The 20,222-nt window shown below is 59.7% G+C and carries 15 protein-coding genes; 11 read left to right on the top strand and 4 right to left on the bottom strand.

Annotated elements, in window-relative coordinates; translation table 11 throughout:
* Positions 1–342 precede the first annotated feature (342 nt).
* The 9 genes from betI to yccS all read left to right on the top strand — a co-directional run bounded on the left by betI (position 343) and on the right by yccS (position 14,204).
* Positions 343–936, top strand: a complete 594-nt coding sequence (betI, locus tag KBP52_RS20810; RefSeq protein WP_116028363.1) for a transcriptional regulator BetI — start codon at positions 343–345, stop codon at positions 934–936.
* A gap of 88 nt (positions 937–1,024) precedes the next feature.
* Entirely contained in the window at positions 1,025–2,497 is a 1,473-nt protein-coding gene (gene betB / locus KBP52_RS20805) for a betaine-aldehyde dehydrogenase (RefSeq protein ID WP_077574839.1), read from the top strand.
* Between the two features lie 153 nt (positions 2,498–2,650).
* Positions 2,651–4,354 (top strand): choline dehydrogenase, encoded by a 1,704-nt coding sequence (gene betA / locus KBP52_RS20800; protein ID WP_116028364.1) that lies wholly within the window; start codon positions 2,651–2,653, stop codon positions 4,352–4,354.
* Between the two features lie 282 nt (positions 4,355–4,636).
* Positions 4,637–6,079, top strand: coding sequence for a TldD/PmbA family protein (locus tag KBP52_RS20795; protein WP_212620876.1), 1,443 nt, complete (start codon positions 4,637–4,639; stop codon positions 6,077–6,079).
* Positions 6,079–7,416, top strand: a complete 1,338-nt coding sequence (locus tag KBP52_RS20790; protein WP_212620875.1) for a TldD/PmbA family protein — start codon at positions 6,079–6,081, stop codon at positions 7,414–7,416. Before KBP52_RS20795 ends, KBP52_RS20790 begins: the two co-directional genes overlap by 1 nt.
* A 150-nt stretch (positions 7,417–7,566) precedes the next feature.
* The gene (gene mdtD / locus KBP52_RS20785) at positions 7,567–8,994 is read left to right on the top strand and encodes a multidrug transporter subunit MdtD (RefSeq protein WP_212620874.1); all 1,428 of its coding nucleotides are present in this window, start codon (positions 7,567–7,569) and stop codon (positions 8,992–8,994) included.
* Positions 8,995–9,074: 80 nt separating this feature from the next.
* Entirely contained in the window at positions 9,075–10,460 is a 1,386-nt protein-coding gene (dbpA, locus tag KBP52_RS20780; RefSeq protein WP_212620873.1) for an ATP-dependent RNA helicase DbpA, read from the top strand.
* Positions 10,461–10,602: 142 nt separating this feature from the next.
* Positions 10,603–11,781 (top strand): NAD(P)/FAD-dependent oxidoreductase, encoded by a 1,179-nt coding sequence (locus KBP52_RS20775; RefSeq protein WP_212620872.1) that lies wholly within the window; start codon positions 10,603–10,605, stop codon positions 11,779–11,781.
* A gap of 230 nt (positions 11,782–12,011) precedes the next feature.
* Positions 12,012–14,204, top strand: coding sequence for a YccS family putative transporter (gene yccS, locus KBP52_RS20770; protein ID WP_095121439.1), 2,193 nt, complete (start codon positions 12,012–12,014; stop codon positions 14,202–14,204).
* A gap of 114 nt (positions 14,205–14,318) precedes the next feature.
* Here yccS and KBP52_RS20765 read toward each other — a convergent pair whose 3' ends face one another.
* Positions 14,319–15,056, bottom strand: a complete 738-nt coding sequence (locus tag KBP52_RS20765; protein ID WP_116028367.1) for a transporter substrate-binding domain-containing protein — start codon at positions 15,054–15,056, stop codon at positions 14,319–14,321.
* A gap of 255 nt (positions 15,057–15,311) precedes the next feature.
* On the opposite strand from KBP52_RS20765, the gene KBP52_RS20760 reads away from it, so the two are divergent.
* On the top strand, positions 15,312–15,764 hold the full coding sequence (locus KBP52_RS20760) for a GNAT family N-acetyltransferase (RefSeq protein ID WP_034153611.1): 453 nt from the start codon (positions 15,312–15,314) through the stop codon (positions 15,762–15,764).
* A gap of 184 nt (positions 15,765–15,948) precedes the next feature.
* Here KBP52_RS20760 and KBP52_RS20755 read toward each other — a convergent pair whose 3' ends face one another.
* Genes KBP52_RS20755 through KBP52_RS20745 form a run of 3 tightly spaced genes read right to left on the bottom strand, consistent with a single transcriptional unit; the run spans position 15,949 to position 18,932 of the window.
* Positions 15,949–16,245, bottom strand: a complete 297-nt coding sequence (locus KBP52_RS20755; RefSeq protein ID WP_007913779.1) for a winged helix-turn-helix domain-containing protein — start codon at positions 16,243–16,245, stop codon at positions 15,949–15,951.
* A 24-nt stretch (positions 16,246–16,269) separates the two neighbouring features.
* On the bottom strand, positions 16,270–16,764 hold the full coding sequence (locus tag KBP52_RS20750; RefSeq protein WP_034153713.1) for a M48 family metallopeptidase: 495 nt from the start codon (positions 16,762–16,764) through the stop codon (positions 16,270–16,272).
* 44 nt (positions 16,765–16,808) lie between these two features.
* Positions 16,809–18,932 carry an EAL domain-containing protein gene (locus KBP52_RS20745; protein ID WP_212620871.1) on the bottom strand — a complete coding sequence of 708 codons (2,124 nt, stop codon included), beginning with the start codon at positions 18,930–18,932 and terminating at the stop codon, positions 16,809–16,811.
* Between the two features lie 321 nt (positions 18,933–19,253).
* Here KBP52_RS20745 and KBP52_RS20740 point away from each other — a divergent pair, with 321 nt between their 5' ends.
* Positions 19,254–19,922 carry a polysaccharide lyase family 7 protein gene (locus KBP52_RS20740; protein ID WP_093429873.1) on the top strand — a complete coding sequence of 223 codons (669 nt, stop codon included), beginning with the start codon at positions 19,254–19,256 and terminating at the stop codon, positions 19,920–19,922.
* The last annotated feature ends 300 nt before the right edge of the window (positions 19,923–20,222 follow it).

Here is a 20,222-nt window from a genome sequence, read left to right as displayed (position 1 = left end):
GATATAAAGACACCCCGAAAAAAGCCCGAACCTGCCGAAATGGCGCTGCGAATCGCTTTCGTGGCCGAAGGTGGACGGACGTTCATCCGAAACCTGGCCCTGAGCGTCTTGCCCTTTCAACACGTCCATCGAATCGCGAACCGCGCCATGCCCCACGCAGGTTTCGAGCTTTTTCGGATGTCGGTTTTATCGCCACTTACACGTAGGAAAAATCTGTAGGCAGCGACGATTTGTCGCAGATCTTATTCTTTGTTGATTGAACGTTCAATCAAAACAAAATAGACTGGCCGTCAATCCGATAGGCGTCATTCGCCACTCGGAAGGCCTAAGGAGATGTGCAAGATGCCCAAGGTCGGTATGCAACCCATCCGCCGCCAACAACTGATCGAAGCCACATTGCAGGCGGTCGATCAGGTCGGAATGGGGGACGCCAGCATTGCGCTGATCGCCCGTTTGGCCGGTGTCTCGAATGGCATCATCAGTCATTACTTTCAGGACAAGAACGGCCTGATTGCCGCCACGATGCGGTATCTGATGAACGTCCTCAGCGAGAACGTCACCGCGCGCCGGCAGGCGCTGGCAGATGACAGCCCACGGGCGCATCTGCAGGTGATCATCGAAGGCAACTTCGACGCCAGCCAGGTCAATGGCCCGGCAATGAAAACCTGGCTGGCCTTCTGGGCCACCAGCATGCACCAGCCGTCTTTGCACAGGTTGCAGCGGATCAACGATCACCGTCTGTATTCCAACCTGTGCTGCGAGTTCCGCCGTGTGTTGCCGCTCGAAGATGCGCGCAGCGCAGCGCGGGGGCTGGCAGCGTTGATCGACGGCTTGTGGTTGCGCGGCGCTTTGTCGGGAGACGCTTTCGACACGGCGCAGGCGCAACAGATCGCTTACGAATACATGGATTTCCAATTGGCCAAGAAGGTGAGCTAGAGCACACAGAAAACGCTCGGCCCCTGAACGCCACCGCAGCCTCACCGCGGTGGTCAACGCCAACCACCAATGCACTTGCGAGGACACTATGGCCCGTTTCGAACTGCAAAAACTTTACATCGATGGCGCGTACTCCGACGCCGGCAGCGATGCCACCTTCGAAGCCATCAACCCGGCTAACGGTGAAGTCCTCGCACTGGTGCAACGTGCGACCAAGGAAGACGTCGAGCGCGCCGTGGTCAGCGCTGAAAAGGGCCAGAAAATCTGGGCCGCGATGACCGCCATGGAGCGTTCGCGCATCCTGCGTCGTGCCGTCGACATCCTGCGCGAGCGCAACGATGAACTGGCCGCGCTGGAAACCCTGGACACCGGTAAATCCTTCTCCGAAACCAAATACGTCGACATCGTTACCGGTGCTGACGTGCTGGAATACTACGCAGGCCTGGTGCCAGCGATCGAAGGCGAGCAGATTCCTCTGCGCGACACTTCGTTCGTCTACACCCGTCGCGAGCCACTGGGCGTGGTTGCCGGTATCGGCGCGTGGAACTACCCGATCCAGATCGCCCTGTGGAAATCCGCACCAGCCCTGGCGGCCGGTAACGCGATGATCTTCAAGCCAAGCGAAGTCACCTCGCTGACCACCCTGAAACTGGCCGAGATCTACACCGAAGCCGGCGTTCCAAATGGCGTGTTCAACGTACTGACCGGCAGCGGCCGTGAAGTCGGTACTTGGCTGACCGAGCACCCGCGCATCGAAAAAATCTCCTTCACCGGCGGCACCGACACCGGCAAGAAAGTCATGGCCAGCGCTTCGGCTTCGTCGCTGAAAGACGTGACCATGGAACTGGGCGGCAAGTCCCCACTGATCATCTGCGACGACGCCGATCTGGATCGCGCTGCCGACACCGCGATGATGGCCAACTTCTACAGCTCGGGTCAGGTCTGCACCAACGGCACTCGCGTGTTCGTACCGGCGCACCTGAAAGCCGCTTTCGAAGCCAAGATCGTTGAGCGCGTTGCACGCATCCGCGTCGGCAACCCGGAAGACGAGAACACCAACTTCGGCCCACTGGTCAGCTTCGCGCACATGGAAAGCGTGCTGGGCTACATCGCCAAAGGTAAAGAACAAGGCGCTCGCGTGCTGTGCGGCGGCGACCGTCTGACCGATGGCGAATTCGCCAAAGGCGCATTCGTTGCTCCGACCGTGTTCACCGATTGCACCGACGACATGACCATCGTCCGTGAAGAAATCTTTGGCCCGGTCATGGCGATCCTCTCCTACGAAACCGAAGAAGAAGTGATCCGCCGTGCCAACGACACCGACTTCGGCCTGGCCGCCGGTATCGTCACCAAAGACCTGAACCGCGCCCACCGCGTGATTCATCAACTGGAAGCCGGTATCTGCTGGATCAACGCCTGGGGCGAGTCCGACGCAAAAATGCCGGTTGGCGGTTACAAGCAGTCGGGTGTTGGCCGTGAGAACGGCATCAGCTCGCTGAACAACTTCACCCGCATCAAATCGGTACAGGTCGAGTTGGGCGATTACGTCTCGGTGTTCTAAGAGCCGAGTCTTGTATTGCTCGTGAGGCCGTCTTCGCGAGCAGGCTCGCTCCCACAGGAGATCCCATTCCAATGTGGGAGCGAGCCTACTTGCGATTCGAGTGCAAAGCACTCGTCAGGCCCGACCTGACCACATCTAAAGAGGGTGCATTCAATGTCCCAAGAATTCGATTACATCATCATCGGTGCCGGCTCGGCCGGTAACACCCTGGCGACCCGTCTGACTGAAGACGCCGGCGTCACCGTTCTGCTGCTCGAAGCCGGCGGCCCTGACTACCGTCTCGACTTCCGCACGCAAATGCCGGCTGCCCTGGCATTCCCGCTGCAAGGTCGTCGCTACAACTGGGCCTACGAAACCGATCCAGAGCCACACATGGACGGTCGCCGGATGGAATGCGGTCGCGGCAAAGGCCTCGGCGGTTCTTCGCTGATCAACGGCATGTGCTACATCCGCGGTAACGCGATGGACTACGACGGCTGGGCAAAACTGCCAGGCCTGGAAAACTGGTCGTACCTCGACTGCCTGCCGTACTTCCGCAAAGCCGAAACCCGCGACATCGGCCCGAACGACTACCACGGTGGCGAAGGCCCGGTCAGCGTGACCACGCCGAAGGCTGGGAACAACCCGCTGTTCCACGCCATGGTTGAAGCTGGCGTACAGGCCGGTTATCCGCGCACCGAAGACTTGAACGGCTACCAGCAGGAAGGCTTCGGCCCGATGGACCGTACCGTCACGCCGAACGGCCGTCGTGCTTCCACCGCCCGTGGTTATCTCGACGTCGCCAAGAAGCGCTCGACCCTGACCATCGTCACCCACGCCCTGACCGACAAGATTCTGTTTGAAGGCAAGCGTGCGGTTGGCGTGCGTTACCTGGTCGGCGACGCTGAAGAGCGCGTTGAAGCCAAAGCCCGTAAAGAAGTCCTGCTGTGCTCCGGCGCCATCGCTTCGCCGCAGATTCTGCAGCGTTCCGGTGTCGGCCCTGCCGAGCTGCTGAAGTCGCTCGACATTCCAGTGGTTCACGACCTGCCGGGCGTCGGTGAAAACCTGCAGGATCACCTTGAGCTGTACCTGCAATACGCTTGCACCCAACCGGTTTCGCTGTACCCGTCGCTGCTCTGGTACAACCAGCCAGCCATCGGTGCCGAGTGGCTGTTCAACGGCACCGGTATCGGCGCCAGCAACCAGTTCGAAGCCGGCGGTTTCATCCGTTCGCGTCCGGAATTCGAATGGCCGAACATCCAGTACCACTTCCTGCCGGTAGCGATTAACTACAACGGCAGCAACGGTGTGAAAGAGCACGGTTTCCAGGCGCACATGGGTTCCATGCGCTCGCCAAGCCGTGGTCGCATCCAGGCCAAGTCGAAAGACCCGCGCCAGCACCCGAGCATCCTGTTCAACTACATGGCCACCGAACAAGACTGGCAGGAATTCCGCGACGGCATCCGCCTGACCCGTGAAATCATGCAGCAGCCGGCACTCGACGCCTTCCGTGGCCGCGAAATCAGCCCGGGCATCGAAGTGCAAACCGATGAGCAGCTGGACAAGTTCATCCGCGAGCACGCCGAAACTGCGTTCCACCCGTCCTGCTCGTGCAAGATGGGCACCGACGAGATGGCTGTGGTTGATGGCGAAGGTCGCGTGCACGGCATGCAGAGCCTGCGTGTGGTCGATGCTTCGATCATGCCGATCATCACCACCGGCAACCTCAACGCGCCGACGATCATGATCGCCGAGAAAATCGCCGACAAGATCCGTGGTCGCCAGCCGCTGCCGCGTAGCACCGCTGCTTACTATGTGGCGGGCGATGCGCCGGTGAAGGGCAAGCCGATGCGTGATATTACGCCTGCTGCTCAGTAATTCAGTTACACCGTATCAAGGCTGATCGCGAGCAGGCTCACTCCTACAAGGATCTCCAGTGAACACACATCCATGTGAACACTGGAGATTAACTGTAGGAGTGAGCCTGCTCGCGATGAGGCCCCACAATTCAGCACAAATCCCTCTGCTTCAAGTAAATCCCCCTACACCCCCTCTTCACTTGATCCTACCCCCACGCAGGCCTACTCTAGACCTCGCGCAACCGTTTCACCCCCTCCCCGCCGCTGCTCTACCGCTTCCCCCTGACAAGGAGGTTCCCGAATGTTCGATTTCCACCCCCAGCTCAAGCAGCGCTTCGCTGCCTTGCGCACGGGCGCTGAGTTTTTTTCCCTGCGATACGTACGCGAATCCGGTCAGTACCTGTCGGTGCGTAAAAACGTCGCCGAACCGCCGAGCCTGAGCCGCGACGAAGGCGCGATGCTTACCGTGCGCGTCAACGGCGTTGAGGCCTACGCGGCAACCAACGACCTCTCGCAACAAGGTCTGCAGGCCGCCCTCGAGCGCGCCGAGCAGCAAGCGCGCCGGCTCAAGCCGCACGCCTTGCTCGACCTGCGCGATCAGCCAGTGTCCAGCGATCGCGCTGATTACTTTTCGGCCAATCTCGAACAAGCCTTCCCGTCCCTGAGCGAATGCTTCGAGCTGCTCGGCGCGGAATCCGCCTCGGTGCCAAAGGATGAGCGCCTGGTGAACTGGCAGGTGAGCATTGGCATTACCCACGTCGAACAGATCTACCTGAGCAGCGCCGGGGCTGAATTGCGCCAGGCCCAGCGTTTCGTCTACCCGGGCCTCGACGTTACCGCCTACGATGGCAACGACAGCCAGACCCGTAGCCTCGGTCGCGAGAACTTCGGCCAACAGGGCGGCGCGGACGTGATCAGCCGCTGCGGCCTGATCGGCGCCGGCCCGCAAGTCGCCGACCAGGCATTGCAACTGCTGCTCGCGCCGAACACCCCGCAAGGCCCGCGCGATCTGCTGCTGATGCCGGATCAAATGATGCTGCAGATCCACGAATCCATTGGTCACCCGTTGGAACTCGACCGCATCCTCGGTGATGAACGCAATTACGCCGGCACCAGTTTCGTCAAAGCCAGCGACTTCGGCAGCCTGCAATACGGCTCCAAGCTGCTCAACGTGACCTTCGATCCGGGCATTCCCGAAGAACTGGCCAGCTATGGCCACGATGACGACGGCAGCAAGGCCAGCAAACAATTCCTGATCCGCGATGGTTTGCTGCTGCGCCCACTGGGCGGTGCACTGTCGCAGTTCCGCGCTGGTCTCGATGGCGTTGCCAACAGCCGCGCCTGCGGCTGGAACCGGCCGCCGATCGACCGCATGGCCAACCTCAATATCGAACCGGGCGATCAGCCACTGAACAAACTGATCGAAGGCATCGAGAACGGCATCCTGATGAGCACCAACCGTTCTTGGTCGATCGACGATGCGCGCAACAAATTCCAGTTCGGCTGTGAATGGGGCCAGTTGATCGAAAACGGTGAACTCAAAGGCGTGGTAAAAAACCCGAACTACCGGGCGATTTCCGCGCACTTCTGGAAAAGCCTGCGCGCCGTCGGCGACGCCAACACCGTCAAGGTGCTGGGCACGCCGAACTGCGGCAAGGGCGAACCGAACCAGGTGATCCGCGTCGGCCACGCTTCGCCGGCCTGCGTATTCAGCAACGTTGATGTGTTTGGGGGAGACGCCTGATGAGCATTTCGAAGAGTCAGTCCGACGCCTTCAAGGTCATGGTCGAGTGGCTGCGCGACAGCGTGCGCGAGCCAGAACAGTTCACCCTCAGCTATGCCGCCGAGTCCTCGGCGTTTGTGCGTTTCAATCACGCCAAAGTGCGTCAGGCCGGCCAAGTGCAGCAGGCCAATATCGTTCTGAAACTGATCAACGACGGGCGTCATGCCGACCTGCAAGTCACCCTCTCCGGTGATCAGGAAGGCGATCTGCGACGCCTCGCCGAAGGTCTGCAACAACTGCGTGAAACCCTGCCGTTGCTGCCGCAGGATCCGTATCTGTTGCTCAACCACAACGGCTGGCAGAGCCAGAACGTGCAGGAACATCCGCTGCCGGATACCGAACAGGTGGTCGATGAAATCTGTGCTGCCGCTGAAGGTCTGGACTTGGTTGGCTTCTATGCCGCCGGCCCGATCAGCCGTGGCTTCGCCAGTTCAGCGGGGGCGTTTGGCTGGCATCAGGCCAACAGCTTCAACTTCGATTTCAGCCTGTTCCACGACAACGGTGAAGCGGTTAAGGCCAGCTACGCCGGGCATGACTGGAGCAGCGAAGGTTTCGCCAAGCGCTTCGGCCAGGCACGTGAGCAACTGGAGTTTCTCGGCCGCCCACTGCGCACCTTGGCGCCGGGGCAGTACCGCGCGTACCTGGCACCGGCGGCGCTGGAAGAAATCATGGGCATGTTGAGCTGGGGCGGTTTTTCGGCGCAGTCGATTGCCAGCAAGAGCAGCCCGTTGCAGAAGCTGTATGTCGGCGATCAGGCGTTCAGCCCACTGCTGTCGCTGGACGAGAAAGTCAGCGAATCGTTGAGCCCGGCGTTTTCCGGCGAAGGTTATCCGCGCAGTGATTTGCGTTTAATCGTCGAAGGCAAGGCTGGCGATCAACTGGTCGGCTCACGCAGTGCGGCCGAATATGGGCTGACCGCCAACGGCGCCGGCGGCGGTGAAATGCCCAGTGCATTGAACATGGCGGCGGGCGATCTGTCGCAAGCAGAGATCCTCAAGCAGTTGGGTACCGGGCTGTACATCAGCAACCTGTGGTACCTGAACTACTCGGATCAACCGGCCGCGCGCATGACTGGCATGACCCGCTTCGCGACTTTCTGGGTCGAGAACGGCGAGATCCAGGCGCCGGTCAGCACCATGCGCTTTGACGACAGCGCTTACAGCTTGCTCGGTTCGCAGCTGGAAGCGTTGACCACCGAGCGTGAGTTGCTGCTGTCGGCGAGTACGTATAGCCAGCGCAATACGTCGTCGGCGTTGCTGCCGGGGGCGCTGGTCAGCCGACTCACGCTGACTCTGTAAACGTAAAACCTGTGGGAGCGAGCCTGCTCGCGAAGAGGCCATGTCATCCAACATTGATGGCGACTGACCTACCGCTTTCGCGAGCAGGCTCGCTCCCACACTGACCGTGCTCGACCTTGGATTTGTATTAACTCCAACAACAGAGGTTCCATGCCCAACCGCCCGCCTCTCGACGCCATCACCGCCCGCTGGTTGCCGTGGGTCGTCGCTATCGCTTTCTTCATGCAGTCCCTCGACGGGACCATTCTTAACACTGCCCTGCCCGCCATGGCTCGCGATCTCGCCGAAGATCCGTTGCGCATGCAAGGCGTGGTCATCTCTTACATGCTCACCGTGGCGCTGCTGATCCCCGCCTCAGGCTGGATCGCCGACCGTTTCGGCACCAAGAAAATCTTCTTCGGCGCGATCCTGCTGTTCAGCTTCGGCTCATTGCTTTGTGCACTGTCGAGCAGTCTGAGCATGCTGGTCGGCGCCCGCGTCATTCAGGGCCTGGGCGGTGCACTGATGCTGCCGGTCGGACGGCTGGTGGTCCTGCGCGCCTATCCGCGATCGGAACTGGTGCGGATCATGGGCTTCATCACCATCCCCGGCCTGCTCGGCCCGTTGATCGGCCCGACCATGGGCGGCTGGATGGTCGAATACCTGACGTGGCACTGGATCTTCCTGATCAACCTGCCGGTCGGCGTGATCGGTTGCTACGCGGTGTGGAAATTCATTCCCGACCTGCGCGGCACCGAGCGCACACGTTTCGATAGTCTGGGTTTCCTGCTGTTCGGCGCGGCAATGATCCTGATCACCATCGCCATGGAAGGCCTCGGCGAATTGCACCTGCCGCACCTGCGGGTAATGTTGCTGCTGTTCGGTGGCATGGCTTGTCTGGCGGCGTACTGGTTGCGCGCCGGGCACATCGAAAACCCGTTGTTCGCACCGTCGCTGTTCAAGACCCGCACCTTTGCCGTCGGAATTCTCGGCAACCTCTTCGCGCGTTTGGGCAGCGGTGCTCTGCCGTTTCTGGTGCCGTTGCTGCTGCAGGTGGCGCTGGGTTATTCACCGTCGCAAGCGGGGATGAGCATGCTGCCACTGGCTGCTGCGGCGATGATTGCCAAGTGGGTGGCACGGCCGCTGATTGAGCGGCTCGGTTATCGCATCGTGCTGACCGGCAACACGCTGGCGCTGGGGATTATGTTGGCGAGCATGGGCCTGGTCAGCGAGCAGACGCCGTACTGGCTACTGCTGTGTCTGCTGGCAGTGCTAGGGGCGATCAACTCGCTGCAATTCACCGCGATGAACACCGTAACGCTGATCGACCTCGACGATGCGAGCGCCAGCAGTGGCAACAGCTTGCTCTCGGTGGTGGCGCAGTTGTCATTGAGTCTGGGCGTTGCCTGCGCCGGTGCGTTGCTTGGCGGGTTTACCGCAGAGATCGGTAACGATGGCGTGGAAACCGTACTCGGCGCGTTCCAGCTGACCTTCGTCACCGTCGGCATCATGGCGATGCTCGCTGCGACGATCTTCTCGCAACTGTCGAAACAAGACGGTCGGCGTGCCAAACGCCCGGAAGAACACATCGAACATTAACCACTGTTCGTCCAGAACTTTCGAAGAAAGTGGCACGGGGCTGCTACACTGCGCGACATTTTGTTTTGCAGGCCAGTCCCGTGACCACCATCGCCACCGCTTTTAATACTCTGCCGCTGTCCGCCGCCATGCTGGCTAACCTCGAATCCCTCGGTTATGCCCAGATGACGCCGATCCAGGCGCAGAGCTTGCCGGTGATCCTCAAAGGGATGGACCTGATCGCCCAGGCCAAGACCGGCAGCGGCAAGACTGCCGCATTCGGCATCGGCCTGCTCAACCCGATCAACCCGCGCTACTTCGGTTGCCAGGCACTGGTAATTTGCCCGACGCGCGAGCTGGCCGACCAGGTCGCCAAGGAAATCCGTCGTCTGGCCCGTGCCGAAGACAACATCAAAGTCCTGACCCTGTGCGGCGGCGTGTCCTTCGGCCCGCAGATCGCTTCGCTGGAGCACGGCGCGCACATCATCGTCGGCACCCCGGGCCGCATCCAGCAGCACCTGCGCAAGGGTTCGCTGGTCCTCGATGGCCTGAACACGCTGATCCTCGACGAAGCCGATCGCATGCTCGACATGGGTTTCTACGACGCCATCGAAGACATCATCATCAAGACCCCGGAGCGTCGTCAGACCCTGCTGTTCTCCGCGACTTACCCGGTGGGCATCAAGCAACTGGCGTCGAAGTTCATGCGTGATCCGCAAACGGTGAAAGCCGAAGCGTTCCACGATGACACGCAGATCGAGCAGCGCTTCTACGAGATCTCCCCGGAAGATCGTATGAGCGTGGTGACCAAAGTCCTGCACCACTTCCGCCCGGCGTCGTGCGTGGCGTTCTGCTTCACCAAGCAGCAAGTGCAGGAAACCGTTGATCACCTGACCGCCAAAGGCATTTCCGCCGTCGGCCTGCACGGCGACCTGGAACAGCGTGATCGCGATCAAGTGCTGGCAATGTTCGCCAACCGCAGTACTTCGGTACTGGTTGCCACCGACGTCGCCGCACGCGGTCTGGACATCGATGCGCTGGACATGGTGATCAACGTCGAACTGGCGCGCGATTCGGAAATCCACATTCACCGCGTTGGCCGTACCGGTCGTGCTGGCGAGAAAGGCATCGCGATCAGCCTAGTTGCACCGGGCGAAGCGCACCGTGCACAGGCCATCGAACAGCTGCAAAAAACGCCGCTGAACTGGGATCAGGTCGATAACCTCAAATCCCAAGGCCTCGCCCCATTGCAGCCGCCGATGACCACGCTGTGCATTGGTGCCGGTCGTAAAGACAAGGTTCGTCCGGGCGACATTCTTGGCGCGCTGACTGGCGATGCCGGGATTCCCGGTGCACAGGTTGGCAAGATCGCGATCTTTGACTTCCAGGCTTATGTAGCCGTGGACCGCACCGTGGCCATGCAGGCCTTGCAGCGTTTGAACGACGGCAAGATCAAGGGCCGTTCGCTGCGCGTCCGTATTTTGTAAGAACAACGTAACTCCCCTGTAGGAGTGAGCCTGCTCGCGATAGCAATCTGTCAGCCAACCTCTATGTTGAATGACACACCGCCATCGCGAGCAGGCTCACTCCTACAGTTCGTTTTGTGGTGACATTTCAGAGGACACCGTTTTGCGCTCTACCGAAGTCGTGATCATTGGCGCTGGCGCCGCTGGGTTGATGTGTGCACTGACCGCCGCCGGGCGTGGGCGTCAGGTATTGCTGCTCGACCACGCGAACAAGGCCGGCAAGAAAATCCTGATGTCGGGCGGTGGCCGCTGCAATTTCACCAACATGTACACCGAGCCGAGCAATTTTCTCTCGCAGAACCCGCATTTCTGCAAATCCGCGCTGGCGCGTTACTCGCAGTGGGATTTCATCGGCATGGTCGGCAAACACGCCGTGCCCTACCACGAGAAGAAACTCGGCCAGTTGTTCTGCGATAACAAATCCAGCGACATCCTCGAAATGCTCCTCACCGAGTGCGATCAGGCCGGCGTCGAGCTGCATCTGGACACGTCGATCCAGACGATCGAGAAGGTCGAAAGCGGTTACCTGCTCGACACCACCCTCGGTCAGGTTCAATGCCAGTCGCTGGTGATCGCCACTGGTGGTCTGTCGATCCCGACGTTGGGCGCCACCGGGTTCGGTTATCAGGTTGCCAAGCAGTTCGGCCACGAGCTGCTGCCGACTCGCGCCGGGCTGGTGCCGTTCACCATCACCGATCAGCTCAAGGAACTCTGCACCGAGTTGTCCGGGACCTCAGTGGATTGTCTGGTCAGCTGCAACGACCAGAGCTTTCGCGAGAACATTCTGTTCACTCACCGTGGCCTTAGCGGCCCGGCGATTTTGCAGATTTCGTCGTTCTGGGAATCCGGCGATACAGTGGAGATCAACCTGCTGCCGGATCATGACGCGGCGAGCTGGTTGCAAGAGCAAGTGGCCGAGCGCCCGAACAGCGAGTTGAAAACCCTGCTCGGTGAAATCTTCACCAAGAAGATGGCCAATTTGCTGGCGGACAACTGGTTCGTGTCCAAACCGATGAAGCAATACACCCACGCTGAGCTGGCGGAAATCGCCGAGAAGCTGGGCAGCTGGAAAGTCGTGCCGGCGGGGACTGAAGGTTATCGCACGGCCGAGGTCACACTGGGTGGCGTCGACACTCGCGAAGTTTCCTCCAAGACCATGGAATCGCTGAAAAGCCCCGGCCTGTACTTCATCGGTGAAGTGCTCGACGTCACTGGCCACTTGGGCGGTTTCAACTTCCAGTGGGCCTGGGCCTCGGGCTACGCTGCCGCGCAGTACGCCTAACTCAGAGCCAAATACAAAATTCTGTAGGAGTGAGCCTGCTCGCGATAGCGGTGTGTCTGTCACCGAATTTATTGGCTGACAGGCCGCTATCGCGAGCAGGCTCACTCCTACAGTTGTTATGTGTGATGCAGTAAGGAACACTTTTTGCTGTCAGATGTGATCGGCGCCATTGCGTCGGCGTCATTACTGGCTCAATTTAGCGGCATCGCCTCGGAAGGCCTTCGCACTTCATGTCCTCGACCTCGTTTCGTCAGTCTTTGCGGCGCCTGTGGGCGCTGGATAAATTCAGCTACAGCGTGCGGGTGTTCATCGCCCTGACCGGCAGCATGGCGCTGTGTTGGTATCAGGATGAAATGGGCCTGCTGATCCCGTTGTTCCTGGGGATTATCGCCAGCGCCCTGGCCGAGACCGACGACAGTTGGCAGGGCCGCCTCAATGCACTCGCGGTGACGCTGGTCTGTTTCAGCATCGCCGCGCTGTCGGTGGAATTGCTCTTCCCCTACCCCATCGTGTTTGCCATTGCTTTGGCGCTGGCCAGTTTCGGCCTGACCATGCTCGGCGCCCTCGGCGAGCGTTATGGGGCGATTGCTTCGGCGACGTTGATTCTGTCGGTGTACACGATGATCGGCGTTGATCAGCGCGGCGGTGCGGTCACCGATTTCTGGCACGAACCGATGCTGCTGGTCGCCGGTGCGGCGTGGTACGGCTTGCTCTCGGTGGTGTGGCAGGCGCTGTTTTCCAACCAGCCGGTGCAGCAGAGCCTGGCGCGGCTGTTCCGCGAACTGGGGTTTTACCTGAAGCTGAAATCCTCGCTGTTCGAGCCGATCCGGCAGATGGACGTCGAAGCCCGGCGCCTGGAACTGGCCCAGCAAAACGGCCGCGTGGTGGCGGCGCTGAACAGTGCCAAGGAAATCATCCTGCACCGCGTCGGCAATGGCCGCCCCGGCTCGAAAGTCAGCCGTTACCTGAAGCTGTACTTCCTCGCTCAGGACATCCACGAACGCGCCAGTTCTTCGCACTATCCGTACAACGCGCTGGCCGAAGCGTTCTTCCACAGTGACGTGCTGTTCCGCTGCCAGCGCCTGTTGCGCCAGCAAGGCAAGGCCTGCCGCGCGCTGGCCGAATCGATCCAGATGCGCCAGCCATTTATTTATGACGCGAGTTTCGCCGAAGCCCTGAGCGACCTCGACGCCTCCCTCGAACATTTGCGCATCCAGAGCAACCCGGCGTGGCGCGGATTGCTGCGCTCGCTACGTGCCTTGGCAGCGAACCTTGGCACCCTCGACCGCTTGCTCAGCGACGCGAGCAACCCCGACGCCTTGGCCGATGCGACCGACAGCAGCCTGCTCGACCGCTCGCCGCGCAATCTCAAGGATGTGTGGATTCGCCTGCGCACGCAGCTGACGCCGACCTCTTTGTTGTTCCGTCATGCCCTGCGCCTGCCACTGGCGCTGAGTATCGGCTACGGCATGGTGCATTTGATTCACCCGTCGCAGGGTTACTGGATCATCCTCACCACCCTGTTCGTCTGCCAGCCAAACTACGGCGCGACCCGGCGCAAACTCGGTCAGCGAATTTTCGGCACCGCCATCGGCCTGACCGTGGCGTGGGCGCTGTTCGATCTGTTCCCGAGCCCGTTGGTGCAGTCGTGTTTCGCCATCGCCGCCGGCGTGGTGTTCTTTACCAACCGCACCACCCGCTACACCCTGGCGACGGCGGCGATCACCATCATGGTGCTGTTCTGCTTCAACCAGGTCGGCGACGGCTACGGGCTGTTCCTGCCACGCCTGTTCGATACGCTGCTGGGCAGCCTGATTGCTGGCCTGACGGTGTTCCTGTTCCTGCCGGACTGGCAGGGTCGACGCCTGAACAAAGTGCTGGCCAACACCCTGACCTGCAACAGCATCTACCTGCGCCAGATCATGCAGCAATACGCCGCTGGCAAGAGCGACGACCTCGCCTATCGTCTGGCACGGCGCAATGCGCACAACGCCGATGCGGCGCTGTCGACGACGCTGGCGAACATGCTCATGGAGCCGGGGCATTTCCGCAAGGAAGCGGATGTCGGTTTCCGCTTTCTGGTGTTGTCGCACACCTTGTTGAGTTATCTGTCAGGGCTCGGCGCGCATCGCGAGACGCAGTTGCCGGCGGATGTGCGTGAGCATTTGATTGATGGCGCCGGGGTGAAACTGGCAACGAGCATCGATGAAATCGCCCAAGGGCTGGCGAACAAGCAGCCGGTGGCGATTCAGAGTGATGAAGAAGAAGCGCTGGCCAATGAGCTGGAGCAGATGGCTGATGAGATCGATGAAGGGCAGCGGTTGGTGCAGACGCAACTCGCGTTGATTTGCCGGCAGTTGGGGCCGTTGCGGACGTTGGCGGCGCATCTTATCAAGGACACCAGTGAGGTTAGTGCTGGCTGACAGGATGCCTTCGCGAGCAGGCTCGCTCCCACAGGGGCACCGCATTCCAAATTGTGGGAGCGAGCCTGCTCGCGAAGAGGCCATCAGCAACAACACAACTCTGGGATCAGAAACTCACATCCCATGCTGCCTCAACAACTTGTCATAACTCCCATCCGCCTTCATCGCCGCAATCGCCTTATCAAACCCCGCAACAATCTGCTCATGCTGCGGATTCTTCAGGCTCACCAGAATGTGCAGGCTGTTCTCACTCAACGGCTTGGGTAAAAACTCCACCGAATTGCGCACCTTGGCGGATTCCCGCGCCAGGTAATACTTGGCCACATACTCATCTTCCAGCGTCAGCTTGACCCGATCCGCTGCGAGCATGCGCACGGCCATGGCGAAGTTATGCACAGGGACTTTCTGCAACGCCGTGTCGGCATCGAACGGCGCCGAATAGGCGTAACCGCGCACCACAGCGATCGGATAGGTGTGCAGTTGCTGCAGATTTGAATACTCGAGCGGCGTGTCTTTGCGCTTGAGAAAGCGGATGCGATTGAGCAGGTATTCACCGGAAAACTGGCCGAGCTTGGTCCGTTCGTCGTTGTACCAAGCGTTGACCAATACATCGTAGCGGCCCTCGCCAACGCCAAGCAGCGCCCGCGCCCACGGCACCTGTTCGTAACCGCTGGCATAACCGGCCCGGGCCAGCGCAGTGCTGACGATGTCGGTGGCCAAGCCGCCGTTGACCAGCGTGTCGTCGGTAAAGGGTGGCCAGATATCAAACACCAGCCGCAGCTTGTCCGCTGCGGCGGTCGGGGCCAGCAAGAGCAATCCGGTCAAAGCAAAGGCTCGATGCAAACGCGGCATGCTTGAAAATCCTTAGCGGGCGAGTTGCCCAGCATGTTTTCAGTCAAAACCCCAAGGCCCCTTACCGGCAAAACCCAGGCCCTAACATTAGCTCATTGCAGCCAGTGCACAGGGCTCTCCTGCAGATTACACAAAGTCGCCGGGGCTGCGAGAAAGGAATGATGGCATTTTGACCTTTGTCACAGACTCTTACGCCATCAAGACATCTTTGCCGCAGGCGCTTAGTATCGGGCGACACGTTCAAGGAATCGGCAAATGACAATCGAATGGGTCTGCAAACATCACAGTGATCTGGGCAAGGAGCAGCTGTACGCGCTGTTGAAACTGCGCTCGGACGTGTTCGTGGTCGAACAGAAATGCGCCTATCCGGACCTCGACGGTCAGGATCTGGAAGGCGATACCTATCACCTGATGGGTTGGGAAGATGACCAGTTGATGGCGTACCTGCGCCTGCTGGATCCGGAATCCCAGGGTGGTGATGTGGTGATCGGCCGCGTGATTACCGCACCGCAAGGGCGCGGCAAAGGGCTGGGGCACGAAATGATGGAGCAGGCGTTGAAACAGGCGGAGAAGCATTGGCCACAAGTGCCGATCTATCTGTCAGCGCAGGCGCATTTGCAGGGGTATTACGGTCGGTACGGGTTTGTAGTGGCGGGTGAGGAGTATCTGGAGGATGACATTCCACACATTGGGATGCGTCGCGCCTGAACAGCCCTCACCCTAGCCCTCTCCCAGAGGGAGAGGGGACTGACCTTATCGTCTTGCGTCAGACATCGACCTGAAAAACCGAGTCGATTATGGATTCACAGCAATTCGCTCAAGTCGGCGAACTTCTCCAATATCCTCCAATCGGCTCCCTCTCCCTCTGGGAGAGGGCTGGGGTGAGGGGCTTTCAGGGATACTCAAGCACAGCCTTGATCTGCCGCAAATTACGCTCGATCCACCCGCGATCAATCGCCCCCCACTCGCGAATCCGATAGCGCCCCGCATGGTTGCGTGCGCCCTCTTCCTGCTCGAACTCACAAACGATATCCAGATCCGCCAACGCCGCGATCGTGTCCTGCGCCGTGCGCCGGGGCATGCCGGTCACTTCGGTCAGCGTCGGCACACTCGGCGCCAGACCGCTGTCGATCAGGTACGCCACATACAAGCGGCGGTAGAAACTGCTTTTGGTCTTGCTGACGTCCATCCACACCTTCCTGGTTGCGTACTGTTAAGCCTGCATATCCCGCCATGTCAGGTACACGCGCAGATCAAACTCGACCTGGTGATACCCCGGCAGCATGTGCTCGCACAATTTATAGAACGCCTTGTTGTGATCCGACTCCTTGAAGTGCGCCAGTTCATGCACCACGATCATTTTCAGAAAGTCCGGCGCGGCGTCCTTGAACAACGAGGCGATACGAATCTCTTTCTTGGCCTTGAGCTTGCCGCCCTGCACCCGTGAAACCGTGGTGTGCAGACCGAGGGCGCGGTGGGTCAGGTCGAGGCGGTTGTCGAACAGCACCTTGTCGATGGCCGGCGCGTTGCGCAGGTATTCCTGCTTCAAGTCCAGCGCGTAGCTGTACAAGGCCTTGTCGCTCTGCACGTCGTGGCGCCCCGAATAGCGTTGATTCAGGTATTCACCCAGACGCCCTTCGGCGATCAGTTGGCGCACCTGATCCTGCAATTGCGCGGGATAGGCCTGGAGGTACTTCAACACAGTCATGGACGAGCGACACGGTTCGAAAAAGGTGCGCCAGTGTAGCGAATTCAAACGGGCAGCGCGCTCCAGTCAAACGGCTCGGCGAAGCTCGCAGCGTCCTCGGCGATCAATGGCCGCGCCACGAGGAAGCCTTGCACGTACTCGCAGCCGTGGGCTTGCAGCCATTGGTATTGCTCGATGGTTTCAACGCCCTCGGCGATCACCAGCAAACCGTATTGCTTGCACAGACTGATCACCGTGCTGACCAGTGAGGCGTCGCGTTTCGAGTCCGGCAATCGCGCAATGAGATGGCGATCAAGCTTCAGGGTATCCAGTTCCAGATCACGCAGATGCGCCAGCGAACACGGCCCGGAACCGAAGTCATCCAGCGCCACGCGCACCCCAAGATTGCGCAGCAAACGCAACTGCTTACGGGTTTCGTCGGGGTTTTGCATCAACGCTTCTTCAGTGACTTCGACCTCCAGCTGCCGGGGTTGCAAGGAATGTCGCTCCATCACCTGACGCAACTCGGTGACCAGATTCGGCAGGCTGAACTGGGTGTTGCTCAAACTCACGCCCAGCACCAGATCTTCGGCAAACAGGGTTTCCCAGGCTTTGCGCTGGCCGGCGCCACGATGATAGATCCAGCTGCCGAGGCGACTGATCAACCGCGCCTCTTCCAGCAACGGCAGAAACAGCCCCGGCGGCACATCGCCCACGCTCGGGTGCTGCCAGCGCAATAACGCTTCGAAGCCACGAATCTGGCCAGTGTCGATGGCCACTTGCGGCTGATACACCAAGTTGAAATCGCGGTTTTCGATGGCTGCACGCACGCTCTCCTCGAGCATCAACCGCGAGCGCGCCCGGCCATTCATTTCATGATCGTAGAAACGATATTGCTGGCGCCCGGCGCGCTTGGCTTCGTACATAGCGATGTCGGAGGCGCGCAGCAATCCGTCGAGATTCGAGCCGCAGTCCGGATAGGTGGCGATACCGATGCTGGCGCCGAGGGCGATGTCCAACCCTTCGATCTGCTGACAGATCGACACCCGCTCAATGAGCTTTTCGGCGATCTTCGCCGCTTGCTCGGGGAATTCCAGATCGAGCAGCGCGGTAAATTCATCACCGCCCATGCGCGCGAGAATATCGAACGGTCGCAGGCAGGCTTTTAACTGCTCGGAGACCCAGCGCAGTACACGATCGCCGGCATCGTGACCGAGTGAATCGTTGACCCGTTTGAAGCCATCAAGGTCCAGATACAGCAAGACCCAACTGCTGTCGCTGCGCTCACCACGCAACAGCAGGTTTTCAACAGTCTGGTAAAAGCCGCGCCGGTTAAGCAACCCGGTCAGTGGATCGGTCACCGCTTGAAATTCCAGTTGCTGGTGCAAGTGGCGCACCACCGACATGTCCAGCACAGTCACCACCATCGCGTGTTGCTCAGCAGGCAACGCCGCACAGGACAGCGCCACCGGCACCTGCTGGCCGGGCGCGGTACGCAGCAAGGCATCGTGCAGCCTTAGCGTCTCGCCACGTTTGTAGCCGGCATAAAACTCGGAATCGGCCCACAGCGGAATGTGCGGCTTCTGTAGAAAATCGAGAAACTCCTTACCTTCGAGCTCCTTCACCGGCGCATTCAGCAACCGCGAAATCGCCGGATTGGCAAAGCGGATCAAACCGTCCTCGCCCACTACCAATATCCCCTCGGCGGCGTTATCCAGCACCGAGGCATTGAAGGCGCGCGCCACTTCCAGGTCATGACTCAGGCGCTGCAATGCGCGGCGATTGCGCTGGTGTTCCAGCAACGCCTGCACCTTGGGCTTGAGGATCTGCGGGTCGAACGGTTTGAACAGGTAATCCACCGCGCCACTGGCATAGCCCTTGATCACGGCGTCCTGGGATTGCTCGTTGGCGGTCAGAAAGATGATCGGCGTCAGGCGCGTGCGTTGGCTGCCACGCATCAACCGCGCCACTTCAAAGCCGTCCATGCCCGGCATCTGCACATCCAGCAGCACTAGGTCGACGTCATGCGAGAGCAAAATATTGAGCGCTTCGAAGCCGGAGGCTGCGGTGAGGACGTGCCAATCCTGACGCTGCAGCAACGCGCGCATGCTGATCAGATTTTCAGGGTAATCATCAACGATCAAAAGGACAGAGCTGCCTTCACCTGGCGGGGGTTGCGCGCATTCCATGCTGCTTCTCTTGTCGGGACTTTCGGTCGGTTTCCGGTAAAAACCGCACACATACTGAGGCTTCACTCTAGTACTGGATCCAAGAAAGCAGAAGCTGTCATCAGGCCATCATTTAACCAAAGCGTGAATTTGCCGACTAACGGTCACCGCTGAAGCCCCCGGAAACCGGCAGAGATGGCATTTCGACAGGATGTTGACGTCAATCATCTGCCAAACGGGCATTAACAAAAAATCCCTCTACGCTTATAAAGGCCGCCCCAAAACGTGCGGGCTAGAGCTTCTGGCACGTGCGTGCAGTGAAACTTGAGTGGAAGAACCGACATGATCGATCTCGCAACCTGGAACCTCAGCGTTCCCGTTGGCAGCCCGCCATACACCGTCGAAACCTCCAAACTGGTGAACGGCTTCAAAGATCAGTACTTCCATTCCGACACCGGCACCTTGTTCTTCTGGTCACCGGTTACCGGGTCAAAAACCGAAAACGCCATTTATCCGCGCACTGAACTGCGCGAGACCTACAGCAACGGCACGCTGCGCAATTGGTATTACCCGGACGCCGACAATTCGTTGCGCGCGACCGTCACGGTGAACAAAGTCCCTAGCTCCGGCAAGATCGTCATTGGCCAGATTCACGCCTACGAAAGCCAGAAGCCGATGGTCAAACTTGAATATCAGTACAAGACCAAAACTGAAACCGGCAACCTGGTGATCAAGGTGCGCATGCACCCGGACGAGGATGAGAGCCGGGTTATCACCCTGGCGACCGGGATCAAACTGGATCGCGAATTCAACTACCTTATTCACCTGAGCCCTGGCGGTGCATTGGGCGTGAGCGCGGCGGGTTATCAGTGGGATTCACAGATCAGCGCGACGTGGCGCAACAAGCCGCTGTATTTCAAGGCTGGGGTTTATGTGCAGGACAACACCGGGTACACCAGCGAGGGTGGCCAAGTGACCTTCTCCAAACTCGACATCGATCACGACAAATAACCCAATCCCGACGGTAGGAGCTGCCGAAGGCTGCGATCTTTTGATCTTGTTTTTGATTCTAAAAAGACAAAATCAAAAGATCGCAGCCTTCGGCAGCTCCTACCTTTAAACAGCGCTGTTTAGATCTGTCAGCAGTTACTTCCGGGTGCCTACAACAGCTTGCGTCGTTGCCTACGGGTACGCCAGAATCCGCCGGCTTGTGCGCCTGGCGGGCCATCGGTAACTTGATTCGCGTCACTGATTTCCAGTGATCGGGTTTAGTAGCCCGTGGTTACGCGATGCGCATTGGCACCATTCAGT

Source organism: Pseudomonas sp. SCA2728.1_7 (assembly GCF_018138145.1).
Taxonomy (GTDB): Bacteria; Pseudomonadota; Gammaproteobacteria; order Pseudomonadales; family Pseudomonadaceae; genus Aquipseudomonas; species Aquipseudomonas koreensis_A.
The sequence above is the reverse complement of the archived record's forward strand: the minus strand, read 5'-3'. Positions and strand labels throughout refer to the sequence as shown.

Bases quoted from the DNA above. Each gene is read 5' to 3' on its own strand.
- KBP52_RS20790 (WP_212620875.1), top strand. From the start codon at position 6,079: ATGAGCATTTCGAAGAGTCAGTCCGACGCCTTCAAGGTCATGGTCGAG.
- KBP52_RS20745 (WP_212620871.1), bottom strand. From the start codon at position 18,932: ATGGAATGCGCGCAACCCCCGCCAGGTGAAGGCAGCTCTGTCCTTTTG.
- KBP52_RS20750 (WP_034153713.1), bottom strand. From the start codon at position 16,764: ATGACTGTGTTGAAGTACCTCCAGGCCTATCCCGCGCAATTGCAGGAT.
- KBP52_RS20760 (WP_034153611.1), top strand. From the start codon at position 15,312: ATGACAATCGAATGGGTCTGCAAACATCACAGTGATCTGGGCAAGGAG.
- mdtD (WP_212620874.1), top strand. From the start codon at position 7,567: ATGCCCAACCGCCCGCCTCTCGACGCCATCACCGCCCGCTGGTTGCCG.
- KBP52_RS20765 (WP_116028367.1), bottom strand. From the start codon at position 15,056: ATGCCGCGTTTGCATCGAGCCTTTGCTTTGACCGGATTGCTCTTGCTG.
- betA (WP_116028364.1), top strand. From the start codon at position 2,651: ATGTCCCAAGAATTCGATTACATCATCATCGGTGCCGGCTCGGCCGGT.
- betI (WP_116028363.1), top strand. From the start codon at position 343: ATGCCCAAGGTCGGTATGCAACCCATCCGCCGCCAACAACTGATCGAA.
- KBP52_RS20755 (WP_007913779.1), bottom strand. From the start codon at position 16,245: ATGGACGTCAGCAAGACCAAAAGCAGTTTCTACCGCCGCTTGTATGTG.
- KBP52_RS20740 (WP_093429873.1), top strand. From the start codon at position 19,254: ATGATCGATCTCGCAACCTGGAACCTCAGCGTTCCCGTTGGCAGCCCG.
- KBP52_RS20795 (WP_212620876.1), top strand. From the start codon at position 4,637: ATGTTCGATTTCCACCCCCAGCTCAAGCAGCGCTTCGCTGCCTTGCGC.
- yccS (WP_095121439.1), top strand. From the start codon at position 12,012: ATGTCCTCGACCTCGTTTCGTCAGTCTTTGCGGCGCCTGTGGGCGCTG.
- betB (WP_077574839.1), top strand. From the start codon at position 1,025: ATGGCCCGTTTCGAACTGCAAAAACTTTACATCGATGGCGCGTACTCC.